Raw genomic sequence first — 10,521 nt, 5'->3', positions numbered from 1 at the left:
GCAAGACCCGCGGCGGCATGGTGGTGGTGCGCTGCTGGCAGGAGGACGGCCGGGTGCGCGATCTGCAGCTCCGCGGCGACTTCTTCGCCGAGCGCGGGGTGGTCGAGTCGGTCGAGGCCGCGCTCCGCGGCGCCACCGCGGGCGACGCCCGCGAGCGGGTGGCGGCGGTGCTGCCCGCGGACGACCTCTGGCTGGTGACCGCCGACGACGTCGCCGGGCTGGTCCGGGACGCCCTCGCCGCCACCGGCGTGGACGGCGGCCGCAGCGCCACCGCCTGCTTCCTCCCCGTCGAGGTGGTCCGCTGATGTTCCGGGTGCTGCTGAGCTGGGACGTGGCCCCGGGGATGGAGGCGGAGCACGCGGTGCGGCTGCGCGCGATGGTGGTCGACTGGAACCGCCGCGCCGGCTTCCGCCGCCTCGACGTCTGGCAGAACGCCGGCCCGGGGTCGCCCCAGGTGGTCGCCCTCGAGGAGTGGGACGACGCCGCCAGCTGGTCGACCTGGGCCTACAGCTCCGAGGAGGGCAGCCGCGACCTCGCCCGGCTGCGCCCGGTGGTGCGCAACTTCACCACCGTGCCGCTCTCCGACTCCGCGCTGCTCCCGATGCCGGTCCGCCGCCTCGACGTCCGCGAGCCGCACCCGGAGAGGACGCACCGCAGCTGACCGTCCGGCTCACCGAAGCCCCGACCAGTACCAGCCGTCGGGTGGGGTGCGAGGTGCGGTGTCGTCCCGACCCGGATCGCCGGTCCGTCCCGATCTCCGGCTCATGAGCTTCCCCTGGATCGCGTAGAGGGTCTCCATCAGGCGCGCGATCGTGGTGCCGGTGGGGAGGTCGCAGCGGACGTCGGCGGGGAGGCTGGCGGACAGGTGCTCCAACCGCGCGGCGTACGAGGCCGGCACCCGATGCTGGTCGAGGAGATGCAGCTGCTCGAGGCCGTCGAGGACGGCGTCGATGTCCTCGATGAGCCCGCTGAGCCCGCGGTCGCGGTCACGCTCCTCCTGGCCGCGGCGCCGCTCGGCGATCGCCCGCCCGGTGGCGACCAGTCCCGTCTCAGAGATTGCCAACGCGTCTCACCCCGTGCTCCGAAGGAGCGATTGCTGCGCTCCGTGCGTTGTTAAGGACCGTTCACGTCCGCACGACGTTGCAGCCGGAGCGAGGCACCGCTAGACGAAGAGGCTGACGTCGGCCTCGGAGGCGAAGCGGATGAAGGCGGCGGCGCCGCAGCCGGGCTCGGCCTCGGGGATGAAGTCGCCGGCCTTGTAGCCGAAGACGTCGACGGTCATCTGGCAGGGCATCAGCCGCACGCCGAGGTCGATGCACTGCTGCAGCAGCTCGTCGATCCCGGCCACGCCCTTGCCCTTGAACTGCTTCTTCATCATCGTCGTCGCCATCGAGGTCATCCCGGGGATGGCGCCGATCAGGTTGGGCACCGGCATCGGCATCGCCGGATTGGCCAGGGGGGCGACGGCCAGCTTCCTGCCCTTCTGCTTGTGGATGATGTTCAGCCCGTAGAAGGTGAAGAAGATGCCCACCTCCCAGCCCATCGCCGCGGCGCTGCTGGCCAGGATGAGCGGGGGATAGGCCCAGTCGAGGGTGCCCTTGGTCGAGATGATCGCCATCCTCTTCTGGCGCTTCCTCTCCTTCGCCTTCTGCTCGGCGAGGTAGCTGTCGACGCGCTCGCGGATGGCCGCGTCCAGCTCGGGTGTGAGAACGGAGGTGGTGGCCCCCTCGACGTCCAGTGCCATTGCGATCGCGGCCTCCGAGGAATGCAGTCGCTCGACCGGGTGTGAATGCTGATCGTACTGCGTCGGCGGTCGGATCGCGTCCCCCCGTCGGGTGACGCCGGGCCATCCCCCGGGGTGAACCCGGGTTCAGCCGATGTCGAGCAGGCCGGCGCGGACGGCGGCGATCACGGCCTGGGTGCGGTCCGGCTGGGCCAGCTTGCGGAGGATGTGCTTGACGTGGGTGCGCACCGTCTCCTCGCTGACGAAGAGCTGGGTGGCGATCTCGCGGTTGGTGTGGCTGGTGGCCATCAGCCGGAGGATGTCGACCTCCCGCGGGGTGAGCGGGGTGGCGATGATCGTCTCCTCGTTCTGCTCGGCCTCGAGGGGGACGGCGCCGAAGAGGCGGCGGATGATCGAGCCCTGCAGGTACGGCTTGCCCGCGGCCACGGTGCGCACCGCGTCGAGCAGCTCGCCGGGGGTGGCGTCCTTGAGGATGTAGCCGTCGGCGGCGCCCTGGAACATCGCCAGCGTCGCCGGCGAGGCGGTGATCCCGGTGAGCATCAGGATGCGCACCTCCGGCGCCTCCTGCTTGATCAGCTTGGCCGCCTGGACACCGTCGAGGACCGGCATCTTCACGTCGAGCAGGACCAGGTCGGGACGCAGCCGCACCGCCGCCTCGATCGCCTCCTGGCCGTTGCGCGCCTCGCCGATGACCTGGAACTCCGACTCCGCCTCGAGCACCATCGCGAGCCCGCGCCGGACCACGTCGTGGTCGTCGGCGAGCACCACCCGCAGCCGCGGCCGCGCCGCTGCCGGACCTGCGGGATCAATCGACACGGCAGCTCAGCCGCGGCAGCCGGGCGAGCACGCGGGTGCCGCCCTCGGGCCGCCGCTCCACGGTCAGGGTGCCGCCGGCGGCGCGCGCCCGCTCCGCCATGCTGCGCAGGCCGAAGCCCCGATCCGGCAGGCGGCCGTCGATCTCCGGGACGCCGACGCCGTCGTCGGTGATCTCCACGCTCGCCTCCTCCACGGTGATGCCCACCTGCACCCGAACGTGGCGGGCCTCGGCGTGCTTGGCGGCGTTCGTGACCGCCTCCTGGGCGATGCGGAAGATCACCTTGCGGACCTCGATGTCGAGGCTGCCGAAGCCGGCCGGCACCGCGGTGCGCAGGGTCAGCCCGGGCGCCAGCGACTGCACCGAGCTGCCCAGCTCGGTGAGCAGCTCGGTCTCGGTGAGGTGCGCCGGCCAGATGTCGAAGATGGCGTGACGCACCTCCTCGAGGGCGTCCTGGGCGACCTGCCCCAGCTCCTCGAGCAGGCGGCGCATCGGCGACTCCGAGCCCGCCTGCCGGGCGCAGCCGTCGAGCTGGTAGACGATGCCGAAGAGCGCCTGGGCGATCCCGTCGTGCATGTCGGACGCGATCCGCATCCGCTCCTGCTCCTGGGTGAGCTTCTGGGTCCGCTCCACGCACAGGCGCACGTTGGAGAGGGCGAGCCCGGCCTGGGTGGCGAGCCGCTCGAGGATCGCGGAGGTCTCGGCGTCGAGGGCGGCGCCGTCGGTGGGCGCCTGCACCAGCAGGCCGCCGACCAGGTGCCCGCGGCAGCGCACCGGGACCACCACGATCGACCGCGGCTCCGGCCCGAAGAGCGCCATCAGCCTGCGGTCGGCGTCGGACTCGGCGTCCTCGGTGCCCACCATGCTCGGGGCGCGCTGCTCGAGGGCGTGGGTCAGCACCCCGTCCCGGGCGCCGAGGTCGAGGTCGAAGAGGTGTCCGACGCCGGGGGTGCGGCGGCCGCCGGTGGCGGCGAGCCAGCCGGTCATCCGGGTCTCGGTGGGGTCGCACAGCCCGAGCACCGCACGGGGGTAGCCGAGCAGCTCGGTGACCCCCACCACCACCCGCTCCTGCACCTCGGTGACGTCCATGGTCGTCTGCATCGTCGAGGCGATCTCCTCGAAGGCCTGCAGCTCGCGGTTGCGCTGCAGCAGCTCGGCGTTCCTGTGCTCCAGCGCCGAGCGCAGCGCCGCCTCGCAGGCGGCGTCCTCGGCGGCGCGGTCGGCGGCGCGGACCGCCTCGGCGAGCACCAGGCAGGCGAGCACCGCGCCGGCGGCGACCGCCCAGGTGAGGGCTCCCGGCTCCGGGCCCCCGGGGGGTCGCAGCCCGGCCAGGGTCAGGGCGGTGCAGGCGACCAGAAGCGCCGCCGGGCTGACGGCGAGGCCGAGGCCACGGGGCAGCAGGATGGCGCCGGCGAGCACCGGCGCGAGCGCGTAGAGGAGGAAGCTGTCGACCCCGCCGAGGGCGATCAGCAGCGCGGCGAGGAGGAGGTCGGGCACCAGCAGCGACGGGTGCCGGCGGACCGCCTCCCAGCCGTGCCGGCCGGCGACGGTGACGACCGCGGTGGCGAGCACCGCGGTGCCGACCAGCGCCACCCCGCGGGCGCCGTCGTGCCCGGAGCCGCGGACGCTCCAGACCGCCGCGGCCACCGCGCACGCCAGCCAGCGCCACCAGACCAGCGCCCAGGTCAGGTGCGAGCCCGTCCCGGCGACCGCCGGGGACGACACCGCCGCCGGCCGGGTGTGTGGGCGGACGTCAATCACAAGCTGGGGCCTCCTCGACGGCGGGTGTACCACAGCCACGCCGACGGCGATACCGGCGAATGCGCGGAGCGGGGCGCCGTTCCCCCGAACGCCCGCACAGAGGCTCCGATGGCGGGTGATAATGGTGGTTTCGGTGACGGCACTGCCGGGGGGATGCCAGCCTGAACATCACGCTCACCCAGCTCCGCGCCTTCTGCGCGGTCGCCGAGACCCGCAATTTCCGGACCGCGGCGGAGCGGCTGCACCTGAGCCAGTCGGGTGTGTCGGTGCAGGTCGCGGGCCTGGAACGCGGGCTGCGGCTGGCGCTGCTCGACCGCCGTCCCCCGGGCTGGCGGCTCACCCGGGCCGGCGAGGTCGTCCTCGAGCGCGCCCGCGCCATCGTCGAGCAGGGTGCGCTGCTGGAGCGCGAGGCGGCGGCGATCCGCTCCGGCGTCCGCGGCCAGTTCCGCCTCGGCGCAACCCTGAGCATCGCCGACCACTCGCTCTCGCTGATGCTCTCCGACTACCTCCGCGACCACCCCGAGGTGCGGGTCTCGGTGCGGGTGCAGAACACCCGGGAGATCGAGCACGCCGTGCTCGCCGGCGAGCTCGACGTCGCCCTGGTCGAGGGCTCGCTCAGCACCGGCGGACACCTCGTCGAGACCCCCTACCAGCGCGACCAGATGGTGGTGGTCTGCGCCCACGACCACCCCTTCGCCGAGCGCTGCCACATCACCCGGGAGGAGCTGCTGGAGGCGCCGCTGATCGCCCGCGAGCCGGGCTCGGGAAGCCGCGCGCTGGTGGAGGAACGGCTCGGGGTGTCGCTCGCCGAGCTCAACCTGCGCATCGAGCTCTCGAGCGTTCGCGCGATCGTCACCGCGGTGGCGGCGGGGATGGGGGTGGCGCTGCTCTCCAGCACCAGCGTCGCCGAGGCGGTCGCCGAGGGCGAGGTCGCGGCGGTGGACGTCGACGGCGTCGACCTCTCCCGCTTCTTCCGGATGGTGCACGTCGAGGGAGGTCCCCGCAACGACGCGGCGCGCGCCTTCGCGACCCACGTCCGCGCCATCGCCGCGGTGGGCGCGCCGCGCGCCGCGGCGGGGTGACCGAGACGGTGGACGCCCTCGCCGAGGGCGTCGCCGACCGCCTCTGGCACCGGATCCAGGCGCGCGACCGCCTCGACGCCCTCGACGAGACCGCCACCGGGCCGACCCACCGCGATCGGCTGGTGGCGAACGGCGACGACCTCGCCGCCGCGGTCGAGGAGATGCTCACCGGCGTCCTCGGCGCCGTCGCCGACGGCAGGCGGCGGACGGCGCTGCGGGCGCTGCGCAGCGGCGCCCTGGATCAGCCGACACCGGAGATCGAGGTGCTGCTGGGCGCCGGGCTGGCGGTGGCGGCCTGGGGCGGCGACGGGGTCAGCGTCTCCGAGGCCGGCCGCGCCGCCGGCGAGCTCTGCGACCGGCTCACCGCACGGGTCACCGAGCTGGTCGGGCGGCGGCTGCGCGGTGATGGCTGAGCCGAGCCCGCCCCTGACCGCGCTGTGCATGCTCTGCCAGGTGACCGAGCTCCCCGCCGGCCGCCGTCTCTGCTTCCGCTGCTGGCGGATGATGCGACCGGAGGAGCGCAGGGCGGTCGCCGAGTCCAACGGCGGCCGGGTGCCCCCCTGGGTGGACCGCGGCCATGATTGACAGTTTCTCGATCCGGATGAGGAACCCTCATCGCGCTACCGCACCCCGGTCGCCGGGCGTAGGCTGACAGCACATGTCCCGGGCACCCCGACCCGACCGCACCCTGACGCTCCGGCTGGGCCTGATCGTCCTCGCCGCCGCGGTGGTGACGCCGGTGGTGGTGGCCGCCAGCCGGCCGCTGGCCGGCGACTGGGCCGACACCGTCGGGTTCACCGCCGGGGTCGCCGCCGCCTGCGTCGCCATCCGCGGGCTGCTGCGCCGGCTCGGAGCCGCGTCCCCGGGCGGCTGAGCCGGCGCCGCCGGGTCCTGACGCTCAGGTGCCGCGGGAGCGGCGGAGCACCGCGGCGAACGCGGCGGCGATGGCGGCGTGGCCGCTCTCGCTGGGGTGGAAGCCGTCCTCGCTGACGTACTCCGGATGCAGCTCCGGCACCTCCCCGAAGGCGTGCAGGTCGACCAGCTCCGCGCCCTCGCGCACCACCACCCGGGCGATGGCCGCGTTGTACTCGTCCACCAGCGCGTCCAGCGCCGCCGGCGGCGGCGCCGACATCCCGGTCAGGCCGCAGGGGGCGGCGGTGACCGGTGCGTCGGGCAGGCAGGCGAGGTAGGCGGGGAGCCTGTCGAGCCACGGGGTGTTGGCGACCAGCACCCGGGTGGCGCCGCTCCGCCGCAGGGCGTGGACCAGCCGGGTCAGCCGGCTCTCGTACTGCGCCACCGGCACCGCGGCGAGCAGGTCGTTGACGTTCAGCCAGACGGTGACCAGGTCGGGGCGGGCGGCCAGCGCCGGGGGCAGCTCGGCGGCCAGCGCCTGGGCCACGGTGGCGCCGGGGATGCCGAAGTTGTAGAAGACCGCGCCCCGCTGCAGCGCGGTGAGGTAGAGCAGCTGCGGCCAGGCCGAGCGCAGCCGGTCCTGGGTGCCCGCGCCGACGGTCTCGCTGGCGCCGACGGCGACGTCGACGAGGGTGGGGCCGTCGCCCGCGCCGGGGAGGGCGACACCGGCGGTGCGCACGGTCGGCCCGGGGCTGCAGCCGGCGAGCAGCAGCGACACCGCTCCGAGCAGCGCCGCGATCGCGCGGCGGCTCACAGCGAGCCCACCGCGTCGCGGGCGGGCAGCCGCGCGGCGCGGAGCGCGGGCAGCGCCCCCGCCAGCACCGCGAGCACCATGCTCCCCGCCACCCCGAACAGGCCGAGGCCCCAGGGGATGCTGCCGAGGTCGATGCCGTCGAGCCCCTGGGCGACCAGGTAGCCGTTGACCACCCCGCCGACGACCGCGGCGACGCCGAGGCCCAGGGCGCCCCCCAGCACCCCGCCCGCGGCGCCCACCAGCAGCGCCTCGAGCTCGAACCAGCGCAGCACGTCGCGGTCGCGGGCGCCGATCGCCTTCAGCACGCCGATCTCGCGCTGGCGCTCGCGCACCGCCGCGAAGAGCGCGTTGGCGATCCCCAGCACCGCGATCACCAGGGCGATGGTGCCGATGCCGCCGAGCACGATGTCGACGACGTGGAGGTACTTGAGCACCGAGGCGACCAGGTGCTCCGGAGCGCTGGTGGCGTAGCCGAGCACGGTGATCGAGGCGCGGACGGTGTGCACCTGGTCGAGGTTGGAAGCGACCACGATCAGCCCGCTGTACGGGGAGGTGGGCAGCCGGTTGCCGTCGGGGTCCTGGCCGCCGCCGAGCTCCCAGGTGCGCGCCAGCCGGGTCTGGTCGAGGGGGACGAGGAAGTCGCCGTCGCCGACCTGCTGGGCGACCACCCCGACCACCCGCGCCCGGAACCAGCGGCCGCGGAGGCGCACCGTGCTGCCGGTCTCGACCTGCGGGGCGCCGAACTCGATCTCGGTGCCGAGCGCCTCCTCGGGGTGGTCGACGCTCAGGGTCAGGCGGTCGAGGTAGCCGAGGGTCACCGCCACCTCGGTGAGCGAGTGGGTGGCGGGCAGCCGGCCGGCGAGCACGGTGACCGGCAGGTCGCGAGGCCGGCTGAGGTCGGCGCCGACCAGGTTGTCCTCGAAGGGGGTGGGCCGCTGGCTGCCGCCGGCGCCGGTGCGCAGGCCGTGGAGCGGGGGCAGCGCGATGACCTCGACCGGGGTCTGGAGCACCCCCTCCACCGAGGCGACGTCGGGGGCCCGGCGGATCGCGCGCACCGCCGCCTCGTCGAGGTCGCGGGGCCGCCCGGTGCGCAGCTGATCGGTGTCCGGCGCCGAGGGGTCGGGCTCGGCGGCGACCACCTTGATCGCGGAGGCGGGGCCGCCCCTGCCGAGCTCGTTGATGATCCGGCTGTCGGCGGTGCCGGCGATGGCGGTGAGCGCCACCAGGAGGCCGGTCCCCAGGGTCACCGCGGCGACGGTCAGGGCGCTGCGCAGCGGCCGCCGCAGCAGGCTGCGCACCGCCAGCATCAGCGCGTCGCGGTGGCTCACGCCCGCACCCTCCCGGCGGCGAGGCGCGCCCTCCGGGGGGCGCGGGCGGCCACCGCCGGGTTGTGGGTGACCACCACCAGGGTGCAGCCGCTCTCCGCCCGCAGCCGGTCGATCAGGTCGAGCACCAGGGCCGAGGCGTCCTCGTCGAGGTTGCCGGTGGGCTCGTCGGCGAGCAGCAGCCGGGGCCGGTGGGCGAGCGCCCGGGCGATCGCCACCCGCTGCTGCTCGCCGCCGCTGAGCTGGGCGGGACGGTGGTCGGCGCGGTCGCCGAGGCCGACCTGGCCGAGCAGCGCCTCGGCGCGGGCGGTGCGCATCGCCCGCGGCACCCCGGACAGGGAGAGGGCGAGCTCGAGGTTCTCGCGTGCGGTGAGCACCTGGACCAGCCCGAAGTGCTGGAACACGAAGCCGACGGTGCGCCGGCGGTAGCCGCTCAGCGCGTCGCCGCGCAGCCGGGAGAGCTCCTGGCCGTCCACTCGCAGCTCCCCGCGCTGCGGCCGCTCGAGGCCACCGACCAGGGAGAGCAGGGTGCTCTTCCCCGCCCCCGACGGGCCGGTGAGGGCGATGTGATCGCCGGCCTCGATGTCGAGGTCGACGCCGCGGAGCACCTGGAGGCGGCGGCCGCCGCGCCCGTACTCGTGCTCGAGGCCACGGATCCGGACGGCGGCGCCGCCGGGCGGATGCGGGTCGATCAACCGGGGCCGGCCGGCTTCGGCGCCGGGCAGGTCGGACGGCGGCAACGCTCCATCGGCAAAACTCTAGGCGATTTCCGGAGATCAGCCCTGGTGCGAATCGCCCGAGCCGGCGGCGGCGCGGCTGAGGCGGTCGGGGTCAGCGCCGGTCGACGAGCAGCGCCTGGAGAGCATGGCCGATCGAGCCGCGGGTGTCGCTGAGCACGCTGTGCGCGACCCCCACCCCGGCGGGGCTGAGCTCGCTGCGGGCGTCCAGGCAGATCCATTGCCCGGCGGGGGGGCGGTGGACGTACACGGTCAGCTCCGGGTTGATGAAGAGCGAGCTCTCCCAGGGCAGCATCGAGCTCACCCCGTTGCCGAAGTCGGCGGCGGCGGCGACGCGCATCAGCGGTGAGGGCTCCTCGCCCTCGACCACCGGGTGCAGCAGCCGCACCCAGACCGTGGCCGGCCCGTCGGGGCGCATCGAGCCGCGCACGAAGCGCAGCTCGACCCCGGTCTCGATGAAGGCCGTCCCCTGGGGCTCGTGGTCGGACACCCGGCCCTGCTCCGGCGCCGGTGGCGGCGGCGAGGTGCCGTCGCCGGCGGGCAGCTCCAGGCCCGCGGCGATGCGCATCCGCAGCCCGGTGGCGCGGCAGACCTCGACCCCGTCGCTGTGCAGCGCCGCCTCGACCAGCTGCACCCGCCGGCCGTCGCGCACCAGCGTGGAGCTGACCCGCAGCGGCCGGAGCGGCACCGCCCGGAGCAGCCGCACCTCGAAGCGCACCAGCTGCATGGGGACCACCGAGGGTGCCGCCTCGATCGCCCGCACCAGCAGCGCCGCGGGTGGTCCGCCGTGCTGTGCGCCCGGGTCCCAGGGCCCGCGGGTGTGCTCGCTGGGAACCAGCAGGTCGCCCTCCCGCCGGTAGAGGGCGGGGCTCAGCAGGTCGAGCCGCCGAAGAAGGAGACCGGCCCGGCCGAGCCGCCGCCGGCGTCGAGCGAGGCGGACGCCGTCGACGGGGTCTGGGTGCCGGGGGCGGCGGGGTCGGAGGAGACGGTGAGGGTGCCGGTGATGGTCGCGGTGTGCGCCCCCGCCTGCTCCGGCGGCACGTTGGTGGTCTCGGGCACCGCGAACGGCACCGGCGTGCAGTTGTTGGTCCGGCTCACCACCCGGCCGCCGAGGTGCCAGGCGATGGTGCCGCCGGTGCCCGCGGGGTCGTTCCAGTCGAAGGTCACGCTGAAGGGGCAGACGAAGCCGCCGGCGCCCGCGGTGCAGGGCTGGAACGCGAGCCGGCGCACCCCGGTCGCGGTCAGCGGACCGGCCGCGCTGGGGGTGGCGGTCGGCGCCGGGGTGGGAGCCGGCGTCGGTGTGGGCCGGGGGGTGAACGTCGGGAACAGGGTCGGCAGCACCACCGGCGTGGGGCTGGCCGCGGCCGCCGCCGTCGCGGACGGGCCGGGTTC

Annotated in this window: 15 protein-coding genes; 6 read left to right on the top strand and 9 right to left on the bottom strand. The window is 75.2% G+C overall.

Going from position 1 to position 10,521, the window contains the following annotated elements; all coding sequences use genetic code 11:
* The coding region (locus tag VGL20_04395; GenBank protein ID HEY2702910.1) for a hypothetical protein at nucleotides 1–305 on the top strand (305 nt) is incomplete at its 5' end.
* Nucleotides 305–661, top strand: coding sequence for an antibiotic biosynthesis monooxygenase (locus VGL20_04390; protein ID HEY2702909.1), 357 nt, complete (start codon nucleotides 305–307; stop codon nucleotides 659–661). The genes VGL20_04395 and VGL20_04390, both read left to right, overlap by 1 nt.
* Before the next feature lie 9 nt (nucleotides 662–670).
* Here the strand turns inward: VGL20_04390 and VGL20_04385 are convergent, their stop codons facing one another.
* The 4 genes from VGL20_04385 to VGL20_04370 form a co-directional block, all read right to left on the bottom strand.
* Nucleotides 671–1,063, bottom strand: coding sequence for a hypothetical protein (locus VGL20_04385; protein ID HEY2702908.1), 393 nt, complete (start codon nucleotides 1,061–1,063; stop codon nucleotides 671–673).
* A gap of 99 nt (nucleotides 1,064–1,162) precedes the next feature.
* A complete protein-coding gene (locus VGL20_04380) occupies nucleotides 1,163–1,618 on the bottom strand; it encodes a DsrE/DsrF/DrsH-like family protein (protein HEY2702907.1) in 456 nt (151 codons plus the stop codon).
* A 252-nt stretch (nucleotides 1,619–1,870) separates the two neighbouring features.
* Nucleotides 1,871–2,560: a response regulator transcription factor gene (locus tag VGL20_04375; GenBank protein HEY2702906.1), complete on the bottom strand. Its 690-nt coding sequence runs from the start codon at nucleotides 2,558–2,560 to the stop codon at nucleotides 1,871–1,873.
* Entirely contained in the window at nucleotides 2,550–4,319 is a 1,770-nt protein-coding gene (locus tag VGL20_04370) for an ATP-binding protein (GenBank protein ID HEY2702905.1), read from the bottom strand. Before VGL20_04370 ends, VGL20_04375 begins: the two co-directional genes overlap by 11 nt.
* Nucleotides 4,320–4,480: 161 nt before the next feature.
* Here VGL20_04370 and VGL20_04365 point away from each other — a divergent pair, with 161 nt between their 5' ends.
* The 4 genes from VGL20_04365 to VGL20_04350 all read left to right on the top strand — a co-directional run bounded on the left by VGL20_04365 (nucleotide 4,481) and on the right by VGL20_04350 (nucleotide 6,275).
* Nucleotides 4,481–5,401: a LysR family transcriptional regulator gene (locus VGL20_04365; protein HEY2702904.1), complete on the top strand. Its 921-nt coding sequence runs from the start codon at nucleotides 4,481–4,483 to the stop codon at nucleotides 5,399–5,401.
* Complete coding sequence (locus tag VGL20_04360) at nucleotides 5,398–5,814, top strand: hypothetical protein (GenBank protein ID HEY2702903.1); 417 nt, start codon at nucleotides 5,398–5,400, stop codon at nucleotides 5,812–5,814. Before VGL20_04365 ends, VGL20_04360 begins: the two co-directional genes overlap by 4 nt.
* Entirely contained in the window at nucleotides 5,807–5,986 is a 180-nt protein-coding gene (locus VGL20_04355; GenBank protein ID HEY2702902.1) for a hypothetical protein, read from the top strand. The genes VGL20_04360 and VGL20_04355 overlap by 8 nt, the downstream gene beginning before the upstream one ends.
* A gap of 73 nt (nucleotides 5,987–6,059) precedes the next feature.
* Nucleotides 6,060–6,275 carry a hypothetical protein gene (locus VGL20_04350; GenBank protein HEY2702901.1) on the top strand — a complete coding sequence of 72 codons (216 nt, stop codon included), beginning with the start codon at nucleotides 6,060–6,062 and terminating at the stop codon, nucleotides 6,273–6,275.
* Nucleotides 6,276–6,299: 24 nt separating this feature from the next.
* On the opposite strand, the gene VGL20_04345 is transcribed toward VGL20_04350, so the two are convergent.
* The 5 genes from VGL20_04345 to VGL20_04325 all read right to left on the bottom strand — a co-directional run.
* Complete coding sequence (locus VGL20_04345; protein HEY2702900.1) at nucleotides 6,300–7,067, bottom strand: SGNH/GDSL hydrolase family protein; 768 nt, start codon at nucleotides 7,065–7,067, stop codon at nucleotides 6,300–6,302.
* Nucleotides 7,064–8,395, bottom strand: coding sequence for an ABC transporter permease (locus VGL20_04340; GenBank protein HEY2702899.1), 1,332 nt, complete (start codon nucleotides 8,393–8,395; stop codon nucleotides 7,064–7,066). Before VGL20_04340 ends, VGL20_04345 begins: the two co-directional genes overlap by 4 nt.
* The gene (locus VGL20_04335) at nucleotides 8,392–9,132 is read right to left on the bottom strand and encodes an ABC transporter ATP-binding protein (GenBank protein HEY2702898.1); all 741 of its coding nucleotides are present in this window, start codon (nucleotides 9,130–9,132) and stop codon (nucleotides 8,392–8,394) included. The genes VGL20_04340 and VGL20_04335 overlap by 4 nt, the downstream gene beginning before the upstream one ends.
* Nucleotides 9,133–9,223: 91 nt before the next feature.
* Nucleotides 9,224–9,967 (bottom strand): thioesterase family protein, encoded by a 744-nt coding sequence (locus tag VGL20_04330; protein ID HEY2702897.1) that lies wholly within the window; start codon nucleotides 9,965–9,967, stop codon nucleotides 9,224–9,226.
* A 32-nt stretch (nucleotides 9,968–9,999) separates the two neighbouring features.
* The coding region (locus VGL20_04325) for a hypothetical protein (protein ID HEY2702896.1) at nucleotides 10,000–10,521 on the bottom strand (522 nt) is incomplete at its 5' end.

The organism is Candidatus Dormiibacterota bacterium, assembly GCA_036495095.1.
Lineage (GTDB): Bacteria > Chloroflexota > Dormibacteria > Aeolococcales > Aeolococcaceae > CF-96.
This window is presented reverse-complemented; position numbering and strand designations above follow the sequence as displayed.

What these genes read in the sequence shown, in the direction of transcription:
- VGL20_04390 (HEY2702909.1), top strand. Translation starts at nt 305, where the DNA reads ATGTTCCGGGTGCTGCTGAGCTGGGACGTGGCCCCGGGGATGGAGGCG.
- VGL20_04380 (HEY2702907.1), bottom strand. Translation starts at nt 1,618, where the DNA reads ATGGCGATCATCTCGACCAAGGGCACCCTCGACTGGGCCTATCCCCCG.
- VGL20_04355 (HEY2702902.1), top strand. Translation starts at nt 5,807, where the DNA reads ATGGCTGAGCCGAGCCCGCCCCTGACCGCGCTGTGCATGCTCTGCCAG.
- VGL20_04350 (HEY2702901.1), top strand. Translation starts at nt 6,060, where the DNA reads ATGTCCCGGGCACCCCGACCCGACCGCACCCTGACGCTCCGGCTGGGC.